This window comes from Dorea sp. OM07-5 (assembly GCF_003481355.1).
In the GTDB taxonomy this organism is placed as follows: domain Bacteria; phylum Bacillota; class Clostridia; order Lachnospirales; family Lachnospiraceae; genus Dorea_D; species Dorea_D hominis.
Map to the genome: position 1 here is coordinate 286593 of NZ_QUKZ01000001.1, position 20262 is coordinate 306854.

Consider the following 20262-nt stretch of genomic DNA (forward strand, 5'->3'; position numbering starts at 1 on the left):
TATGAATGAATATATGAAAGAAACAAACGAGGCGTTACTGCACACTTACAATCAGTTTCCTGTTGTTTTAGAACACGGCGAAGGCGTGTATCTGTATGACACAGAAGGAAAGAAATATCTGGATTTTGCAGCCGGCTATGCGGTTTCTTCTCTTGGATATGCAAATAAAGAGCTGAATACGGCATTGAAAGTCCAGATCGACAAGCTGTGCCATACGTCCAACTTGTATTATAATACCGTGTGTGGAAAAGCGGCAGAGGCATTGAAACGGATTACGAAGATGGATCGTATTTTCTTTACGAACAGCGGTGGGGAATCTGTGGAAGGTGCACTGAAAGCAGCGAGAAAATATGCATATAAAAAAGGAACCGGACGTTATGAATTTATTGCCATGAAAGAGTCTTTCCATGGAAGAAGTTTCGGAGCAGTATCCGTAACCGGACATGACGCATACAGAAAACCGTTTGGTCCGCTTGTACCGGGGGTGTCTTTCGCAGAATACAACAATCTGGACAGTGTGAAAGCACTGGTGACAGACAAGACTTGCGCGATTATCTTAGAACCGCTGCAGGGCGAGGGCGGTATCAATCTTGCAACAGAGGAATTTATGAAAGGAATCCGCGAGCTTTGCGATAAAGAAGGAATCCTTATGATCTGTGACGAAGTACAGTGTGGTATGGGCAGAACCGGAGAAATGTTCTGCTGGCAGGGATACGGCATCAAACCGGATATTATGACAATGGCAAAAGCGATCGGAAGTGGTATCCCAGTTGGTGCATTTGCCATGACAGAGGAAGTTGCAGAGTGTTCACTGGAGCCGGGAGATCACGGAACCACTTATGGAGGTAATCCACTGGCATGCACAGTAGTGAGCAAGACGGTTGAAATTTTTGAAAAAGAAAATCTGATCGCACATGTAAAAGAAATGGGCACATATCTGACAGAAAAGTTAGAAGCGTTAAAGGAGAAATGTGACTGCATAAAAGCGGTGAAAGGAACCGGACTTATGCAGGGAATCCAGATTACAAAACCGCTTGGAGAAGTGACAAATGCAGCATTGAAAGAAGGACTGCTTGTGATCGGTGCAGGAGCAGATGTCCTGCGTTTCGTTCCACCGCTTATCATTGAAAAAGAGCATGTGGATGAGATGATTGCAGTTCTTGAGAAGATTCTGTAAATCAGATCTGGAAAAATCAAGCCAGAAATATACAAAAAGGTATAAAAGGCCAGTTGTTGGACATAGTATCTGCATAAGCAGGAGGTATGGATAATGACTGGTTTTTTGATTGCTGTTTTATCGGGAACATTGATGAGTGTGCAAGGCGTTTTTAATACACAGGTGACGAAAACCGCGGGAATGTGGGTGAGTAACGGATGGGTGCAGTTCAGTGCATTTATCATCTGTCTCATTGCATGGCTGGTAACGGGAAGAAATCCGGTAGGCGCACTTATGAAAGTCGAGCCGAAATATTTGCTCCTCGGAGGCGTGATCGGTGCCGGGATCACGTGGACGGTGATTAAGAGTATGGCACAGCTCGGTCCGGCGAAGGCAGCGCTTCTTATTGTAATCGCACAGCTGATCGTAGCTTATGTGATCGAGCTTATGGGACTGTTCGGAGTGGAGAAAGAACCATTTGTGTGGCGCAAAGCCATCGGCATGGGAATTGCACTTATAGGAGTTGCAATTTTTCAGTGGAAATAGTAATATAAGTGTATCTAGGCATATGAGGGGATTCACAGTTCCGACCATTGTGGAGGCAAAATATGCATAGGAAGATTTTTAAAAATAACAGAAGATTTTTACTTGTGTGCTTCATAATATTTACCTGCCTGACTGGCTGTTCCGGTATTGGCAGACAGCAGGACACAGGAAATGAAAGTGCGCTGGAAGAAATAGAATTGTCAGAAGATGCTAAGAGTGAAACTGCCGGACAGAGGGAGCAGTCAGGGGCAGATGACGAGGATGAGAAAGTATCTTCGGGTGAGATCTGCGTATATGTATGCGGTCAGGTAAAGCATCCCGGCGTGTACCGGCTGGATGCAGGCAGCAGGATCTGCGATGCGATCCGGCTTGCAGGAGGTCTGACAGGAAAGGCGGCATCCGTTTCTGTGAACCAGGCAGAGAAGATGCAGGATGGACAGCAGATTTATATTCCGTCAAAGAAGGAAGCAACTAATAATAACGGTGCTTCAGAAAAAACGGAAGGAGTAGCAGAGGGTGGCAGCAGTTCCGGCAGTACAAACACACAGGGAACTTCCGGTAAAGTCAATATTAACACGGCGGGAAAAGAAGAGCTGATGACTTTGACCGGGATCGGCGAGGCGAGAGCGCAGGCAATCATAAAGTACCGGGAGATAAAAGGAAGATTTGGATCAAAAGAACAGTTGAAGGAAGTCGAAGGGATCAAAGACGGAATTTATGGAAAGTTGGAAGACCAGATCGAGATATAACAATAAAAAGAGACAGAAATAAGCGGAAGCTAACAGTAACAGGAGAGAGCAGGAATGGAAGATAAGAGAGTTCTGGTTGTAGATGATGAAAAATTAATAGTAAAAGGGATTCGTTTCAGTCTGGAACAGGAGGGTATGAAAGTAGACTGTGCTTACGATGGTGAGGAAGCACTGAAACTTGCAAAAGAGAATGTATATGATATCCTGCTTCTGGATGTGATGCTTCCGAAGTATGACGGATTTGAAGTATGCAGACAGATTCGTGAATATTCGGATGTTCCGATCATTATGCTGACGGCAAAGGGAGACGATATGGATAAGATCCTCGGACTGGAATACGGTGCCGATGATTACATAACCAAGCCATTTAATATTCTGGAAGTGAAAGCAAGGATCAAAGCTATTTTAAGACGTACAGGAAGGAAGAAGCCGGAGCGCGAAGATGATAAGATCATTGTAAAAGGTGAGATGAAGATCGACTGTGAGAGCAGGAGAGTTGTGATCGGAGAGCAGGAGACGAATCTGACAGCAAAGGAATTTGACCTACTGGAGCTTCTTGCTATGAATCCGAACAAAGTATACAGCAGAGAGAATCTGTTAAATATTGTATGGGGATATGAATATCCGGGAGATGCAAGAACGGTAGATGTACATATCCGGAGACTGCGTGAGAAGATCGAGACGAATCCGAGTGATCCGAAATATGTATATACAAAATGGGGAGTGGGATATTATTTTAAAGGTTAGATTTGGAAGATACGTAAAAACAGAAACATGGAAGAGTCTCCGCTTCCTGATTATCAGTCTGCTGGTATTATTTGCAATCATACCGGCAGTGATCATGGAGGCGGTGGTTCTGACCAGTTATGAGAAGAGAGCGGTCGAGGTGCGGACTGCCGAGATACAGAATCAATGCACCATTCTTTGTAACCAGCTCAGTCAGGGTGGTTATCCAAAAGTAGTCACAACGGAAGCTATGAACGCAGAGATTACACAATTATCCAATATTTACAATGGAAGAGTGCTGCTTATCGATCAGGCATATCATATTCTGAAAGACACGTATGATATGGACGAGGGCAAAAGGATCGTATCCGGTGATGTTACCGGATGTATGAGCGGAAAAGGAACGACTTTTTACGATTCAAAAAATCGTTATATAGAGGTAACTTCGCCGATCATGGATGCAGCGAAAGAGAAAGTCATTGGTGTAATGCTTGTAAGTGTGTCCACGGATTCCATTGCGGAAAGTAAGGGTGTGCTTGGCGGCAAAGCAAATGTTGTTGCAGTTGTTGCAGTGATCATTGCGCTTGTGCTTGCAATCGGTCTTGGATTCTTAATGGTGCGTCCGTTCCAGAGGATCACAAGGCGGATTGAGGCGGTTACGGAAGGATACCATGCTGATTATCTGCATGAAAATGCATATACAGAAACGAAGATTTTATCAGAAGCATTTAACAAGATGCTGGGACGTCTGAAAGCGCAGGATGATTCCAGGCAGGAATTTGTATCAAATGTGTCACATGAATTAAAGACCCCGCTGACATCTATGAAAGTGCTGGCAGATTCTCTGCTGATTCAGGAGAATGTACCGACAGAATTGTACCGGGAATTCATGGGTGATCTGTCAGAAGAGATTGAGAGAGAGAACAAGATCATCAATGACCTGCTGTCGCTTGTGAAGATGGACAAGACAGCAAGCAATATGAATATCCAGTCTGTCAGCATGAATGAACTTGTGGAGAAGATATTGAAACGTCTGCGCCCGATTGCTACAAAACAGAATGTGGAGGTTGTGTACCAGAGCTTCCGCCCGGTTACGGCAGAAATTGATGAAGTTAAATTGTCGCTTGCGATTACGAATCTGGTGGAAAATGCGATCAAATATAACAGGGAAGGCGGATGGGTTCACGTGACACTGAATGCGGATCACAAGTTCTGCAACATCGAAGTGGCGGACTCCGGCATCGGTATCGCACAGGAAGAGACAGAACATATTTTTGAAAGATTTTACCGAGTGGACAAATCCCATTCCAGAGAGATCGGAGGAACCGGACTTGGGCTTTCTATTGCAAGGAATGCGGTTGTTATGCATCGTGGAGCGATTAAAGTCTTCAGCCAGCCGGGCGAAGGAACCACCTTTACGATTCGTATTCCACTTGTATATGTTGCACCGGAGCGGGGATAACTGTGTGTAAAAAGAAGGGATGAAATTATGAAAATAAAAATACGCCGGATTTTATCTGTGTGTCTTGCACTTTTAATGTTGATTAACGGAGTTACCGGATGCGGACGTCACAGAGAACCAAAAGAGGGCGAGACGGCACTATATTATATCAATGCGGAAGGAACAGATCTGGTAAAAGAAGCATATAAGATTACGGGTGATTCCAGAAACTCCCGGATACGGTATGCTCTGAAATCATTAAAAAAAGAACCGGATACGATTGAGTATAAGAGCGCTTTCCAGAACCATACAGCGGTAAAAAGCTGGAGTGTGACAGCTGGGAAGCTGGATCTGCATCTGAATGATGCATTTGGGAAAATGAATACAACTTCCAGATTACTGCTGGAGGCAGCGGTTGTACAGACACTGACACAGATTGACGGTGTGGGATATGTGCGTTTTTATCAGGAAAACAAACCGGTAAAGGACGAACATGGCAAGCCGGAAGGATATTTATGTGCGGCAGATTTTGTACAGAATACCGGTTCGTCTCTTCACTCTTATCAAAGTGCGGATCTGCTTTTATACTATGCCAATGCCAAAGGAGACAAACTGAAAGAAGAGTCTGTGAAAGTACGGTATGACAGCAACACAGCTTTGGAGAAAGTGATCGTGGAACAATTGGTGAAAGGTCCGGAGGATGCTTCGGAGTATCCGGTAATCTCACAGGATACGGAAATCTTAAGTGTGTCCACGAAGGATGGTATCTGTTATGTAAATCTTGATGAAGAATGTCAGAATACAAAATATAAGATCGATCCAAGGCTCAGCATTTATGCAATTGTCAATTCCATTACAGCAAATGGAGCGGCAGGAAAAGTACAGATCCTGATCGGAGGAAAGGCAAATGTACAATATCAGGGAAGCATAAACTTAAATAAACCATTTTCGGCAGATCCGGCGATCGTGGAGGAAGAACAGTGAGAAACAGACCATTATGTTCCGTGTGTCTGCTGTGGATAGTTCTGATCGCGGGAATCGTATGGTTTGGAGGAGAGAAGGCAGAAGACTTTTTCTCTCCTTCGGATCTGGAAACCTGTGTAGAGGACAGAGAAGAAGTTTTGGTATCCGGAACCGTCTGGAAAAAAGAATTTACAGAAAACCGGCAGACTTATTATCTTACAAATGTATCGATACATATTCATGGGCGTTCGCTCAGAGAATCCAAAATTATTTTATACAGAAAAACAAACAGTAAAAAACAAACAGAAAATGAGATCTTCTGTGGAAATAAAGTGAAGGTGACAGGAAAACTGCGCTATTTTGACAGGGCGAGAAATCCGGGAAATTTCGATCAGAGAGCCTATTACAGGAGACAGAAGATCCATGCATCCGTATGGATAGACAAAGTTCTGAAGAACCGGGGCAAGCAGGAACAGTGGCGGGAACGGATCTGGCGCTTGCGGGAACACTGGAAAGGAATGCTGATCCGCCAGCTTGGCAAAGAAAAAGGTGGTGTGCTGACGGCAATGCTTCTCGGCGACAGAAGTGCCATGGATCCGGAAATCAAAGAGCTGTATCAGGTCAATGGGATCGCCCATATCCTTGCAATCTCAGGATTGCATCTGTCATTTCTCGGAACAGGATTCTATCAGTTTCTGCGAAAAAAGAGCGGTTCCTATCCATTTGGTTGCGCAGGCGGGATTCTGGCACTTTCACTGTACGTGCTTCTCGTAGGCAAAAGCGTGTCGGTCATGCGTGCATTTATCATGTTTTTATTCCGCGTGGGAGCCGATGCGGCGGGGAGAAAATACGACAGCCCGACAGCACTTGCGGTGGCAGCAGCATGTGTTCTTATCGGACAGCCGCTTTATCTTAAGGATGCAGGTTTCTGGATGTCTTTTGGAGCGGTGCTGGCAATGCTTCTTATCCTTCCTGTTTTTGTGGAATTGCCATTTCAGAATGTGTGGGCGGGACTTAGTACGCAGATACTTCTGCTCCCGATTCTTCTGAAGGCTTATTTTGAAATATCTCTGTTAAGTCTTGCGTTAAATCTGCTTGTTATTCCGCTTTTGACGATTTTGTTGATGATGGCAGTATTGGCTAGTTTTCTGTGGCTTGTTTTCTGGCAGGAATCAGTGCTGTTGCTAAAAGGCTGCGGATGGATTCTGGCAATCTACGAAAAAAGCTGTGATCTTGCGCTTATGTTTCCAGGGGCAAGAGTAACAACCGGGAAGCCTGAGCTGTGGCAGTGTATGTTGTATTATCTGATTGTAGGGGGTGTGTTACTGTGGATAAAAAAAAGAAAGAAAACAGATGATATGAAAGAAGATAAAATAGGGAAAACTGTGGTAAAAGGTTGTAGGAAAAATCCTGACAGACAGAAAAAATTGAGGGGAAATGTAATAAGAGTCGGCAGAAAAAAGGCAGGCAGGGCAGAGAGAAAAAGTGACAGGAAAAGCAGGTGGGCAGCAGTATTGGGAACCGGTATCGTAACCGCGACAGCAGTTCTTACAATTCCCCAGAATTTATTTTCCGGAGTACAGGTGACCATGCTGGATGTAGGGCAGGGAGATTGCATTTTTATACGGACACCGGACAGGAGAGCATATCTGATTGATGGTGGCAGTAGTGATGTGAAAAATGCTGGAAAATACAGAATTGAACCTTATTTAAAATCACAGGGAATCCATAAGCTGGATGCTGTTTTTGTGACACATGGAGATGAAGATCATATTGGAGCGATTGAAGAAATGTTAAAACGCAGAAAAATGGGTGTCAGGATTGTGAGACTTATTTTCCCACCGCAGTCTGTGTGGGATGAGAAGCTTTTCCGCCTGGCAGAAACCGGGCAGGGATGCGGTGCAAAGATCTGTATTATAGAGAAAGAAAAACAACTACTGGAGAAAAGTGGAAAAGAGATCTTCCGGATCGTTTGTCTTGGACCGGACACCGGTCAGAAAATGGAGCCTGGCAATGAAGCGTCCATGGTACTGGCGATGGAATATCAGAAGAGACGTTTTCTCTTTACGGGAGATGTGGAAGGCGCCGGAGAAGAAACGCTGACACAAGAATTAAAGAAACACTATCAGAATGTACAGTGGGATTTTCTGAAAGCGGCGCATCACGGCTCGAAAAATTCAACGAAAGAGACGTTTCTTGAATCGGTATATCCGAAATATACGCTTGTTTCTTCCGGAAGAAATAACCGCTATGGACATCCGCACAAAGAGACGCTTAAGAGACTTGAAAAATATGGGAGCCGGCTGTACGGCACAGCCAGCAGCGGAGCAGTGACAATCCGTGTGAATGGAAGAAAAGCGTGGTTGACGCAGACACTTGGAGCTTGTTATTATTAAACATAACGATGTATAATCAAAAGATTAGAGGAAAACTGACATAAAAGACAGAAAGAAGGAAGATACAATGAATTATCAGGAAATATTGGAAAATGCGAGAACCTGCATGGGACCATACTGCAAAGCATGTCCGGTCTGTAATGGGAAGGCATGCACAAGCCAGATGCCGGGACCGGGAGCCAAAGGGACCGGAACGGTTGCAATCCGCAATTATGAGAAGTGGCAGGATATCTGTGTGAATATGGATACGATTTGTGAAAATGGAAAAGCAGATACTTCTTTTGAAATATTCGGACGGATCTATAAAGCACCAATCTTTGCAGCACCGATCGGGGCAATGAAATTGCATTACGGCGATAAATACGATGATCTGGAATACAATAACATTCTTGTACCGGCATGTGCGGATGCAGGAATCGCGGCATTTACCGGAGACGGTGTGAATGCTGCGGTTATGCAGGGTGCTACGGAAGCAATCCGTGCAAAAGACGGAAAAGGGATTCCAACGGTTAAACCATGGGATGTCAATACATTACAGGAAAAACTGGAACTGATCAAAGCATCCGGTTCTTTTGCAGTGGCGATGGATATAGATGCGGCAGGACTTCCGTTCCTGAAAAATCTGACTCCGCCTGCAGGAAGCAAGACGACAGAAGAACTGGCAGAGATTGTAAAAGTTGCAGGTGTACCATTTATCCTTAAAGGGATCATGACGGTAAAAGGAGCTTTGAAGGCAAAAGAAGCCGGAGCTTCTGCGATTGTTGTATCGAATCATGGCGGACGTGTGTTGGATCAGTGTCCGGCGACAGCGGAAGTACTGGAAGAGATTGTGCAGGCAGTTGGAAAAGATATGAAGATCTTTGTTGACGGGGGCTTAAGAAGTGGCGTGGATATTTTTAAAGCACTGGCGCTTGGAGCAGATGCCGTGTTGATCGGACGCCCATATGTGACAGCTGTCTATGGCGGCGGCGCCGAAGGCGTTGCAACTTATACAGAGAAACTGACCACAGAGCTTGCTGATACGATGACCATGTGCGGAGCACACAACTTAAGTGAGATCAGCCGGGAAATGGTACGTGTATGAAAAGTTTAAACGAAGACATTAAGAACGGACAGTGGAAACCGGTATACTTGCTCTATGGAGAGGAAGCCTATTTAAAAAAGCAGTACAAAGACCGGATGACAAAGGCAATCCTGCCGGATGGAGATACCGTCAATTACGCTTATTACGAAGGAAAAGGAATCAATCCGGGAGAGCTTATTGATCTTGCAGAGACAATGCCATTTTTTGCAGAACGGCGTCTGATCGTTGTGGAAAATTCAGGTTTTTTCAAAAATGCGGCGCCGGAGCTTGCCGATTACATCAAAACGATGCCGGATACCGCATGCTTTATTTTCGTGGAAAATGAAGTGGATAAGCGGAACAGGCTTTATAAGGCTGTCAAGGATAAAGGCCGTGTCGTGGAACTTGGAAGACAGGACGAGAAGACACTTCTGTACTGGATCGGAGCACAGGTAAAGCGGGAAGGAAAGCTTATCAAGACTTCCACAGCGCAGTATCTTGTAGAAAAGACCGGAACAGATATGGAGAATCTGGAAAAAGAACTGGAAAAGTTGTTTGCGTATACATTGGATGAAAAGGAGATTACACCGGCTGCCATTGATGAAATCTGCACCGCGCAGATTTCCAATAAGATTTTTGAAATGGTAGAAGCAGTTGCTGCAAAACATCAGAAAAAAGCGATGGATCTGTATTACGACCTGCTTGCATTAAAAGAGCCTCCGATGCGGATTTTATACCTGCTTTCCAGACAGTTTAAGCAGCTGATGGAAGTAAAAGCATTATGCATAAAAGGAATGGATAAGTCACAGATTGCAAAGACGGTGGGTATTCATCCATTTGTAGCAGGAAAATATATGAGCAGGTGCAGGAGCTTCGGCTTAGAAGAGCTGCGCAGCATTATGGAAGATGCCGCAGATACGGAACAACTGGTGAAAACAGGACGCTTAAGCGATGTGATGAGTGTGGAACTTTTCATTGTAAAATACAGTTCTGTATGATATATTCAGATAGGTAATAACAGAGAAAATTCAAACTAAGGGGAACGATAGAATTGTCAATGGATCAGAGTAAAATCAGAAATTTTTGTATTATAGCCCATATCGATCACGGTAAATCAACACTGGCAGACCGTATCATTGAGATGACAGGTCTTTTGACCAGCCGTGAGATGCAGTCACAGGTGCTGGACAATATGGAGCTGGAACGGGAGCGTGGAATTACGATTAAAGCGCAGACTGTCCGCATTGTATATAAAGCGAAAGACGGAGAAGAATATATCTTTAACCTGATCGACACACCGGGACATGTCGATTTTAACTATGAAGTATCCCGGAGCCTTGCAGCATGCGACGGAGCGATTCTTGTCGTGGATGCAGCACAGGGTGTGGAGGCACAGACGCTTGCCAACGTATATCTGGCACTGGATCACGATCTGGATGTTATGCCGGTTATTAATAAGATCGACCTTCCAAGTGCAGATCCACAGCGTGTGATTGAAGAAATTGAAGATGTGATCGGAATTGAAGCGGAAGATGCACCGCAGATTTCTGCAAAGACAGGACTTAATGTAGAACAGGTGTTGGAGCAGATTGTTGAGAAGATACCGGCGCCGGTTGGAGATCCGAAAGCACCGCTTCAGGCATTGATCTTTGATTCGCTGTATGATTCCTATAAGGGAGTCATCGTATTTTGCAGAATCAAAGAAGGAACTGTAAAAAAGGGCACACCGATCCTGATGATGGCAACCGGAGCAAAAGCAGAAGTTGTGGAAGTCGGATATTTTGGTGCAGGACAGTTTATTCCGTGTGAAGAATTAAGTGCCGGAATGGTTGGTTATATTACAGCAAGCCTTAAGAATGTAAGAGATACCCGTGTCGGAGATACAGTGACGAATGCACAGAATCCTTGTGCCGAGCCGCTTCCGGGTTATAAAAAAGTCAACCCGATGGTGTACTGCGGATTGTATCCTGCAGATGGAGCAAAGTATCCGGATCTTCGGGATGCGCTGGAGAAATTACAGTTAAATGATGCGTCTCTGCAGTTTGAGCCGGAGACATCTATTGCACTGGGATTTGGTTTCCGCTGTGGTTTCCTCGGACTTTTGCATCTGGAGATCATTCAGGAACGTCTGGAGAGAGAATACAATTTAGATCTTGTAACAACAGCACCGGGTGTTATTTACAAAGTATACAAGACGAACGGCGATGTGATCGAACTTACCAATCCGTCCAATCTGCCGGATCCGTCTGAAATCGAATATATGGAAGAGCCGATGGTAAAAGCAGAGATCATGGTGACATCTGAATTTATCGGAGCGATCATGGATCTTTGCCAGGAGAGACGAGGCGTATATGAAGGCATGGAATACATTGAAGAGACGCGTGCCGTGCTACGCTATCATCTGCCACTCAATGAGATCATTTATGATTTCTTCGATGCACTCAAATCCCGCTCCAGAGGATATGCGTCCTTTGATTATGAGCTGGACGGCTATGTAAGATCGGATCTTGTGAAGCTGGATATTCTGATCAACAAGGAAGAAGTGGATGCGCTGTCCTTTATTGTGCATGCAGATACTGCGTATGAACGTGGACGTAAGATGTGTGAAAAATTAAAAGAAGAGATTCCAAGACAGCTTTTTGAGATTCCGATCCAGGCAGCGATCGGAAGCAAGGTTATTGCAAGAGAGACTGTAAGAGCAATGCGTAAAGACGTTCTTGCAAAATGTTACGGTGGTGATATCAGCCGTAAGAGAAAGTTGTTGGAGAAACAAAAAGAAGGAAAGAAGCGTATGCGCCAGGTGGGCAATGTCGAGATTCCACAGAAGGCATTTATGAGCGTACTGAAGCTGGATGATAAATAAATGAAAGCATTAGAATTATATATTCATATTCCTTTTTGTGTAAGAAAATGTAAATATTGTGATTTCTTGTCAGGTCCTGCTACCAGAGCCGAACAGGAAATATATGTAGAAAGCCTTTGCCGGGAAATCTGTTCCTATACAGATCTGGCGAAGGCTTATCGTGTTGTCAGCATTTTCCTTGGCGGTGGGACACCGTCCACGCTGGAAGCAGAACAGACGGAGAGCATATTTGCAGCAATTAACAGAACATTTACAATCGCAGAAGACGCAGAGATTACAACTGAACTGAATCCCGGAACAGTAGATGAAAAGAAACTCCGTGCATATCAGAAATGCGGGATCAACCGCCTGAGTATTGGTTTGCAGTCGGCAGATGACAGAGAACTCCGGATGCTTGGCAGGATCCATACATATGAGGAATTTTTGCATACTTACAGGCTGGCAAAAGAGGTTGGATTTACAAATATTAACATTGATCTGATGTCAGCAATTCCGGGACAGAATCTTTCAGATTGGGAGCGGACGCTTCGTACGGTCGCAGAACTTTCACCGGAACATATTTCGGCATACAGTCTGATCATTGAAGAGGGAACACCGTTTTATGAGAGATATGGAAATCAGGAAGAGGAACTGGAAAGAGGCAGACGGATACCGGCAGAAGAGCGGCTTCCGGATGAAGATACCGAACGTCGGATGTATTGGCGGACAGAGGAAATTCTGAAAGAATATGGATATGAACATTATGAGATTTCCAACTATGCGAAGCCGGGAAAAGCATGCAGACATAACATTGGTTACTGGTATCGGACAGAGTATCTGGGGATTGGTACGGGAGCAGCGTCACTTATTAATAACTGTCGCTTTACTTATGAACCAGACCGTATGCATATGAAAGCGGACGAAAAAGAAATACTGTCTGTGCAGGAACAGATGGAAGAGACGATGTTTTTAGGGCTCCGGATGATGAAGGGCGTAGGAAGAAAAGAATTTTCAGAATGTTATGGAAAAGAACTGGATGAAGTGTACGGAGATACGATCCGTACACTAAAGGAAGAAGGGCTTCTGGAAGAAAAAAACAGCCGGGTATATTTAACCCGGCGTGGAATCGATATCAGCAACTATGTGATGAGTGAATTCTTAAAGTAGATGCGCCATAACCATAGCATACACTTCCTGGTTTTTCTTTGCCCAGTTGTTGGAGATTGTCTCTGCTTCTGCTTCTGTAGGGGCAGTTATGGTTAAGTCGATCAGAGGAAGACCTTTTTCAAAAACCTGGCAGCGGACAGAATACTCCCCCGTGCTGAGCTGGTAATAGTCGGCTTTTACAGCTACTTCGTTCTTCAATTCGTAGTGTTTTTTCTGTAAAAATGTATCGATGTCGCTCTGGATTGCAGGCGATATATCATTTTCAAAATACCGGATTGTAGATTCGCCGTCTTCGGTCAGATGATAGAAAGTACGGCTGTGTGTTGCTTCTTCGCGGATAAAACCGGAAGAGAGAAGTTCAGAGAGAGCCTGCTGTAACTTGAAGTAAGTTGTGTATCCCTGATCTAGGATAAATTCGGAAATCTGTGAATTTGTAAGCGGAAAATCCACTTTATTTAACATATATAAAATGATCAGTTTATACAGTTTAAATGATTCAGCCATTATGAATACTCCTTTCCCTGCCAGATGTCGTGTGCCTTGAAATAAGATTGCATCTGGTTCAGGACATATCTTTTGCTCGCGCTCCAGCAAGGTGCGACGAGCAAAGGTTTCGGACCGTCACCGGTAAGCCGGTGGATCACAATATCAGGTCTTAAGTGGCAGATACACATGCCGAGAAGTGCAAAATATTCTTCCATGGAAGGAACATAAAAAGGATGAGCGTCATAGATATCGGCAAGATCCGTTCCTTTCAGAATGTGAAGAAGCTGTAATTTGATACCTTGGATATCAAAACGGTTCAGATAGTGGATCGTATCCAGCATCATCTCCGGCGTCTCGCCCGGAAGAGCAAGGATCGTATGTACGATTACAGAAATATTGCGGGCGCGCAAATGCTGAACGGCATGTTCGAAAACCGGAAGATCATAGCCTCTGCGGATAAAAGCTGCGGTCTTCGGGTGGATCGTCTGAAGTCCGAGTTCAATCCAGACTGGTTTGATCTGGTTCAGTTCACCGAGAAGATCCAGAATTTCTTCGCTTAAACAGTCAGGTCTTGTTGCAATGGAAAGAATCCGGATATCTGGATGATGGATCGCTTCCGTGAAGAGTTCACGTAGTCTGGATACAGGTGCATAAGTGTTCGTAAATGCCTGAAAATAAGCAATATATGAAGAACCTGTCTGTTTGGATGCTATAAGTGCTTTTGCCTGCTCAATCTGCTCTGTAACAGAAACTGCGGAGTCAGCAGCAAAATCACCGGAACCGCCCCGGCTGCAGAAAATACAGCCTCTCGTGTCCAGTGTGCCGTCCCGGTTCGGACAGGTCATACCGCCATTTAAAGAGAGCTTATATAATTTTTCCCCGTAGTTCTCTTTCAGATAATAATCCAGAGAATAATATCTTTTTTCGTTCCAGTGTATTGTCATCTCGTTACCTGCCTTATTCACTATTCATTATCATATCATCCTTAATGGGGCAAATCAAGAAAATAGCAGTGAAAAATAATTTGGTAACCCCTTTAAAAATTAAAAAAAGTGTAGTATAATGAATGAATATTTCAGGAAAGTCAACTCAGACAAAGATTCCCACAACAGATGTGAAAGGATGAATAAAGCATATGATGAGAGAAAAATATGAATCTCTTCCATTAGCTACGCTTAAAGAGCTTGCGAAAGCGCGTGGCCTGAAAGGCATTTCAACAATGAAAAAAGCAGAGTTGATTGAATTAATGCTGAAGGAAGATGAAAAAGAAAAAAAGGCATCCCAGGAGAATGTAAAAGAGATGTCAGCAAACACTGGCGACAGAGAACTGCATGATATTGACAAACTGGACAGCGGTGTTGTCGCAAATGGAATTCTGGAAGTTATGCCGGATGGATATGGATTTATCCGAAGTGATAATTATCTGCCGGGTGATCATGATGTATATGTATCTCCGTCACAGATCCGTAAGTTTAATCTGAAGACAGGAGATATTCTGGAGGGGCATACAAGAATCAAGACACAGCAGGAGAAGTTCAGTGCACTTCTTTACCTGTCAAAGATCAATGATATGGATCCGATGAAAGCGATCCACCGGAAGAACTTTGAAGATATGACACCGATTTTCCCGGATGAGAGAATGCGTCTGGAGAGCGGACAGACAAGCACAGCGATGCGTATTGTGGATCTGCTTTCCCCAATCGGTAAAGGACAGCGCGGTATGATCGTATCACCTCCGAAAGCAGGTAAGACAACTCTGCTTAAGCAGATTGCACTTTCTGTCAGAAAGAACAATCCGGAAGTACATCTTCTGATCCTTTTGATAGATGAGCGTCCGGAGGAAGTTACAGATATCAAAGAAACGATTGAAGGCGACAATGTAGAAGTTATTTACTCTACTTTCGATGAGTTACCGGAGCACCATAAGCGTGTGTCAGAGATGGTGATCGAGCGTGCCAAGAGACTGGTAGAACATAAAAAGGACGTTATGATTCTGCTTGACAGTATCACAAGACTGACAAGAGCATATAACTTAACTGTACCGCCGTCAGGAAGAACACTTTCCGGTGGTATCGATCCGGCTGCACTGCATATGCCGAAGCGCTTCTTCGGAGCAGCGAGAAATATGCGTGGCGGAGGAAGCCTTACAATCCTGGCAACCGCGCTTGTAGATACCGGAAGCAAGATGGATGACGTCATTTATGAGGAATTTAAAGGAACCGGTAACATGGAACTTGTTCTTGACCGCAAGCTGTCTGAAAAGAGAATGTTCCCGGCTGTAGATATTCCAAAATCTGGTACACGAAGAGAAGATCTCTTACTTACACCGGCAGAGCAGGAAGCAGTCGATACGATGCGCCGTGCACTCAATGGTATGCGAGCCGAAGACGCTGTGGATAATATCCTCAACATGTTCTCCAGAACAAAGGATAATGGAGAATTTATCCAGTTGATGAAAAAGACAAAATTAGTCTAGACAAGCTGTGTTTTTTGTGATACAATAACAAAGCTGTTTAGAAAACGAATCATAATCGCGAAAATCGCGTGAAAGTAAAAAATAAAAAGAAGAGGTGAAAATCATGAAAGAAGGAATACATCCAGCATATTATCAGGCAACCGTAACTTGCAACTGTGGTAACACATTCGTAACAGGATCAACTAGCGAGGACATCCACGTAGAGATCTGTTCTAAGTGTCATCCGTTCTATACAGGACAGCAGAAAGCAACTCAGGCTCGTGGCCGTGTTGATAAGTTCAATAAGAAATACGGAATGAACAAATAAGTTCGCAGGTTTTGGGTTGAGGTTTTGTAATCTCAACCCTTTTTTCGTTATAAAAGTTTTAAAGGAGGCTTTATGAAGTCATCAGAAATCGGAGGCCAGGCAGTCATCGAAGGTATTATGATGCGCAACGGAGATGAATATGCCGTGGCAGTGAGAAAGCCGGACGGAGAAATCCATGTGAAGACGGAACATTATGAAGGGATTTCCGGTAAATGTGGGATACTTTCTAAGATTCCATTTATCCGGGGGATTTTTAAATTTGCAGATTCTATGGTTCTTGGAATCCGGACATTAATGTATTCGGCAGAATTTTTTGAGGAAGATGAAGAAGAACAGAAAAAGGAGCTGACAGCAAAAGAACAGGAGAAAAAAGAAAAACAGGATGCATGGGCAATGCGCGGTATGCTTGCGTTTTCTCTTGTATTTGCTGTTGTGATCTTTATGATGGTTCCGTATTTTCTGTCTTCATTGTTCAAAAATGTTATTCCGTCATACGAAATCCGGACACTGCTGGAGGGAGTGGTACGGATTCTGATATTTATTTTATATCTGGCACTGATTTCCAGAATGGAAGATATACAGCGCACGTTCATGTATCATGGTGCAGAGCATAAATGTATCAACTGTATTGAACATGGAATGGAACTGAATGTTGAAAATGTCCGCAAGAGTTCCAGACAGCACAAACGTTGCGGAACCAGCTTCCTGTTCCTGGTTCTTGCAATCAGTATTATTTTACTGCTTCTGATCCATGTGGATTCCATGGGGATGCGTGTTGTTGTAAGACTCCTGCTTCTGCCTGTAATTGCCGGAATTTCTTATGAGATCCTGCATCTGGCGGGAGACAGTGACGGTGCACTTATCAATCTTGTGAGCAAACCGGGACTTGCAATCCAGAAGCTGACAACGAAAGAACCGGATGACAGTATGATCGAAGTCGCGATCCAGGCAGTAGAAGCAGTGTTTGATTGGAGAGATTATGAACGGAAAAATTTTTAATCTGGAAGAGCTTTTTCGAAGTGGAAAAGAGAGACTGCGCGAAGCACAGATTGAAGAAGCAGATCTGGATGCGTGGTATCTGTTGGAATATATTACCGGAGTTACGAAGACGGCATATTATGGTAACCCCAAAGCAGATGTGCCGGAAGAACAGGCAGAAGAATACGAAGTCGCACTTGCAAAGCGCGCAGAGCACATTCCGTTGCAGCATATTACCGGGAGACAATACTTTATGGGATATGAATTCCTTGTAAATGATCAGGTACTTGTTCCTCGACAGGATACCGAGAATTTGGTAGAAGAAGCATATCGTCATATAAAAGAAAAATTAAAAAAAGAGCCGAATAAGAAAGTACAGGTTTTGGATGTGTGTACCGGCTCTGGCTGCATTTTACTAAGTCTTATGAAGCTGTGCGGACAGATCGAAGGAACCGGTGTGGATATATCCGAAGGCGCACTGGAAGTAGCGCGACAGAATGGAGAGAGACTTAAGGCGGATGCTGTATTCAGGAAGAGTGATTTGTTTGAAAATGTGGAAGGAGCATACGATATCATCGTTTCCAATCCACCGTATATCCGGAGTGCCGTAATCGAAGAGCTTGCCGATGAAGTAAAATTACATGATCCGTATATTGCGCTTGATGGGAAAGAAGACGGACTGTATTTTTACCGGAAGATTATTGCTCAGGCAGGAAAATACCTGAAACCGGGCGGATGGATCTTATTCGAGATCGGGAACGATCAGGCAGAAGAGGTATCTGCGCTTCTTGCGCAGGCGGGATACGACAAAATTGATGTGAAAAAGGATCTGGCAGGACTTGACCGTGTTGTCAGTGCAATGTACAATAAAGGGTAGCCTTGAAACAGGTGTGAAGAGAAGAAACAGGAGGAGAAAATATGTTTGACAAATTAGAAGATTTGCTCATTCGATTTGAAGAAATATTAAGCGAGCTTCAGGAGCCAGATGTTGCAAATGATCAGAACCGTTTCCGTAAACTGATGAAAGAGCAGAATGATTTGACTCCGATCGTTGAGGCTTATAAGGAATATAAAGCCTGCAAGCAGGCAATTGCAGATAGTCTTGAGATGTTAGATGAAGAGTCTGATGAAGAACTGAAAGAACTTGCAAAAGAGGAACTAAGTGAGTCCAAGAAGAGAGTGGAAGAATTAGAGCATGAGCTGAAGATCCTTCTTCTGCCTAAGGATCCGAACGATGACAAGAACGTTATAGTCGAGATCCGTGCAGGAGCAGGGGGAGATGAAGCTGCTTTATTTGCTGCTGAGATTTACCGTATGTATCTGCATTATGCAGAAGGACGCCGTTGGAAAGTTGAGATGATTTCATTAAATGAGAATGGAATCGGTGGATTCAAAGAGTGTGTATTTATGATCACAGGACAGGGTGCATATTCCCGTTTGAAATACGAAAGCGGTGTACATCGTGTACAGCGTGTGCCGGAGACAGAGAGCGGCGGGCGTATCCATACGTCCACGATCACGGTAGCGATCATGCCGGAGGCAGAAGATGTAGACGTAGTGATTGATGACAAAGATATCCGTATTGACGTTATGCGTGCATCCGGTAACGGTGGACAGTGTGTCAATACAACAGACTCTGCGGTACGTCTGACTCACTACCCGACAGGAATCGTGATTTACAGCCAGACAGAGAAATCCCAGTTACAGAATAAGGAAAAAGCTTTCCGTTTGTTACGTTCCAAATTATACGATTTGGAGATGGAGAAGAAACAGGCATCTGAAGCAGAAGCAAGAAGAAGCCAGATCGGTACAGGAGACCGTTCTGAAAAGATCCGTACTTACAACTTCCCGCAGGGACGAGTAACAGATCACCGTATCAAGCTGACACTTCATAAACTGGACTCTATTCTGAATGGAGATCTGGACGAGATCATCGACAGCCTTACAGCAGCAGACCAGGCAGCAAAGCTTGCGAATATGAACGAAGAGTAAAAATTATACGAATTGTTTATAACGAGATAAATGAACAAAATATAGAAGGAAGATTATGGAAGAATATCAGTTTAAAAAGGCAGCACTGGAAGACAAAGAGATCATTGATCACTATTTCAGGCATCATACCAGCCGGAGCTGCGAGAGAACTTTTGTAAATCTGTATCTCTGGTCAAGACAGTATCCGGTAAAATGGGCAGTCATAGAGAATACACTTGTATTCAAAAGTGAGGACGAGAATCACATTGCCTTTGCTTTTCCGGCAGGAAAAGATGAGGATGTGAAGAATGTGATCCCGGTTCTGGAAAGATACTGCGAAGACCGGGGACGTACATTTTCCATGTATAATGTGACACCGGATAATTTTGAACGTTTGCAGGAATGGTTCCCGGACAGATACCAGATCGAGTATGACCGAGACCAGGCGGATTATGTTTATGAGACTGAGAAGCTGGCAACCTTATCCGGTAAAAAATTACATGGCAAGCGAAACCATATTAATAAATTTAAAATTATGTATGAAGACCGCTGGAGCTACGAACCGATGACAAAGGATAATGTGGAAGACTGTTTCCAGATGGCATTAAAATGGAGAAATGAAAACGGTTGTGAGGAAGATCTGGAGAAGAATGCAGAGATCTGTGTGACATTGAATTCACTCAGATTGTTTGAAGAACTGGGTCTGAAAGGCGGTGTACTCCGTATTGATGGAGAAGTAGCAGCCTTTACGGTAGGAGAACCAATCTGTTCAGATACTTTTGGTGTGCATATTGAGAAAGCATATGCAGAAGTACAAGGGGCATATCCTATGATCAACCAGCAGTTTGTATCACATGAGTGCATGGATTACAAATATGTAAACAGAGAAGAAGATACCGGGGCAGAAGGCTTAAGAAAGGCAAAGATGTCCTACCGTCCGGTGTTCATGGTGGAAAAAGGCACTGTGACAAGAAAATAAATAATAAAAAGGAGTG

At 44.0% G+C, this 20262-nt stretch carries 19 protein-coding genes; 17 read left to right on the forward strand and 2 right to left on the reverse strand.

Going from position 1 to position 20262, the window contains the following annotated elements; all coding sequences use genetic code 11:
• Window position 1 precedes the first annotated feature (1 nt).
• From DXC04_RS01420 to hemW, 11 genes are all read left to right on the forward strand, one after another.
• Window positions 2-1177: an aspartate aminotransferase family protein gene (locus DXC04_RS01420; RefSeq protein WP_118659619.1), complete on the forward strand. Its 1176-nt coding sequence runs from the start codon at window positions 2-4 to the stop codon at window positions 1175-1177.
• Window positions 1178-1270: 93 nt separating this feature from the next.
• A complete protein-coding gene (locus DXC04_RS01425) occupies window positions 1271-1702 on the forward strand; it encodes a DMT family transporter (protein ID WP_021860821.1) in 432 nt (143 codons plus the stop codon).
• Between the two features lie 62 nt (window positions 1703-1764).
• Window positions 1765-2451 carry a helix-hairpin-helix domain-containing protein gene (locus DXC04_RS01430; protein ID WP_118659621.1) on the forward strand — a complete coding sequence of 229 codons (687 nt, stop codon included), beginning with the start codon at window positions 1765-1767 and terminating at the stop codon, window positions 2449-2451.
• Window positions 2452-2505: 54 nt separating this feature from the next.
• Window positions 2506-3198 (forward strand): response regulator transcription factor, encoded by a 693-nt coding sequence (locus DXC04_RS01435; protein WP_118659623.1) that lies wholly within the window; start codon window positions 2506-2508, stop codon window positions 3196-3198.
• Window positions 3155-4639 (forward strand): sensor histidine kinase, encoded by a 1485-nt coding sequence (locus DXC04_RS01440; RefSeq protein ID WP_118288219.1) that lies wholly within the window; start codon window positions 3155-3157, stop codon window positions 4637-4639. Before DXC04_RS01435 ends, DXC04_RS01440 begins: the two co-directional genes overlap by 44 nt.
• A 27-nt stretch (window positions 4640-4666) precedes the next feature.
• Complete coding sequence (locus DXC04_RS01445) at window positions 4667-5602, forward strand: GerMN domain-containing protein (protein WP_117536756.1); 936 nt, start codon at window positions 4667-4669, stop codon at window positions 5600-5602.
• A complete protein-coding gene (locus tag DXC04_RS01450) occupies window positions 5599-7977 on the forward strand; it encodes a ComEC/Rec2 family competence protein (RefSeq protein ID WP_118659625.1) in 2379 nt (792 codons plus the stop codon). The genes DXC04_RS01445 and DXC04_RS01450 overlap by 4 nt, the downstream gene beginning before the upstream one ends.
• Window positions 7978-8044: 67 nt before the next feature.
• Entirely contained in the window at window positions 8045-9061 is a 1017-nt protein-coding gene (locus DXC04_RS01455) for an alpha-hydroxy-acid oxidizing protein (protein ID WP_118659627.1), read from the forward strand.
• Complete coding sequence (gene holA, locus DXC04_RS01460) at window positions 9058-10038, forward strand: DNA polymerase III subunit delta (protein ID WP_117536753.1); 981 nt, start codon at window positions 9058-9060, stop codon at window positions 10036-10038. The genes DXC04_RS01455 and holA overlap by 4 nt, the downstream gene beginning before the upstream one ends.
• Before the next feature lie 59 nt (window positions 10039-10097).
• The gene (lepA, locus tag DXC04_RS01465) at window positions 10098-11903 is read left to right on the forward strand and encodes a translation elongation factor 4 (RefSeq protein WP_021860813.1); all 1806 of its coding nucleotides are present in this window, start codon (window positions 10098-10100) and stop codon (window positions 11901-11903) included.
• The gene (hemW, locus tag DXC04_RS01470; protein ID WP_118659629.1) at window positions 11904-13049 is read left to right on the forward strand and encodes a radical SAM family heme chaperone HemW; all 1146 of its coding nucleotides are present in this window, start codon (window positions 11904-11906) and stop codon (window positions 13047-13049) included.
• On the opposite strand, the gene DXC04_RS01475 is transcribed toward hemW, so the two are convergent.
• Together DXC04_RS01475 and DXC04_RS01480 are read right to left on the reverse strand one after the other, a co-directional pair.
• Window positions 13041-13553, reverse strand: a complete 513-nt coding sequence (locus tag DXC04_RS01475; RefSeq protein ID WP_021860811.1) for a DUF4364 family protein — start codon at window positions 13551-13553, stop codon at window positions 13041-13043. The two genes, hemW and DXC04_RS01475, sit on opposite strands and share 9 nt — an antisense overlap.
• A complete protein-coding gene (locus DXC04_RS01480) occupies window positions 13553-14479 on the reverse strand; it encodes a TIGR01212 family radical SAM protein (protein WP_118659631.1) in 927 nt (308 codons plus the stop codon). Before DXC04_RS01480 ends, DXC04_RS01475 begins: the two co-directional genes overlap by 1 nt.
• A gap of 194 nt (window positions 14480-14673) precedes the next feature.
• Between DXC04_RS01480 and rho the strand changes: the two genes are divergently transcribed.
• From rho to DXC04_RS01510, 6 genes are all read left to right on the forward strand, one after another.
• Entirely contained in the window at window positions 14674-16011 is a 1338-nt protein-coding gene (gene rho / locus DXC04_RS01485) for a transcription termination factor Rho (protein WP_199537814.1), read from the forward strand.
• Window positions 16012-16114: 103 nt separating this feature from the next.
• Window positions 16115-16318 (forward strand): 50S ribosomal protein L31, encoded by a 204-nt coding sequence (gene rpmE / locus DXC04_RS01490; protein WP_021860808.1) that lies wholly within the window; start codon window positions 16115-16117, stop codon window positions 16316-16318.
• 72 nt (window positions 16319-16390) lie between these two features.
• Window positions 16391-17317: a DUF1385 domain-containing protein gene (locus DXC04_RS01495; RefSeq protein ID WP_117536751.1), complete on the forward strand. Its 927-nt coding sequence runs from the start codon at window positions 16391-16393 to the stop codon at window positions 17315-17317.
• On the forward strand, window positions 17298-18173 hold the full coding sequence (gene prmC / locus DXC04_RS01500) for a peptide chain release factor N(5)-glutamine methyltransferase (RefSeq protein WP_118659633.1): 876 nt from the start codon (window positions 17298-17300) through the stop codon (window positions 18171-18173). Before DXC04_RS01495 ends, prmC begins: the two co-directional genes overlap by 20 nt.
• A 41-nt stretch (window positions 18174-18214) precedes the next feature.
• Window positions 18215-19288: a peptide chain release factor 1 gene (prfA, locus tag DXC04_RS01505; protein WP_021860805.1), complete on the forward strand. Its 1074-nt coding sequence runs from the start codon at window positions 18215-18217 to the stop codon at window positions 19286-19288.
• 55 nt (window positions 19289-19343) lie between these two features.
• Complete coding sequence (locus DXC04_RS01510) at window positions 19344-20246, forward strand: DUF2156 domain-containing protein (protein ID WP_021860804.1); 903 nt, start codon at window positions 19344-19346, stop codon at window positions 20244-20246.
• The last annotated feature ends 16 nt before the right edge of the window (window positions 20247-20262 follow it).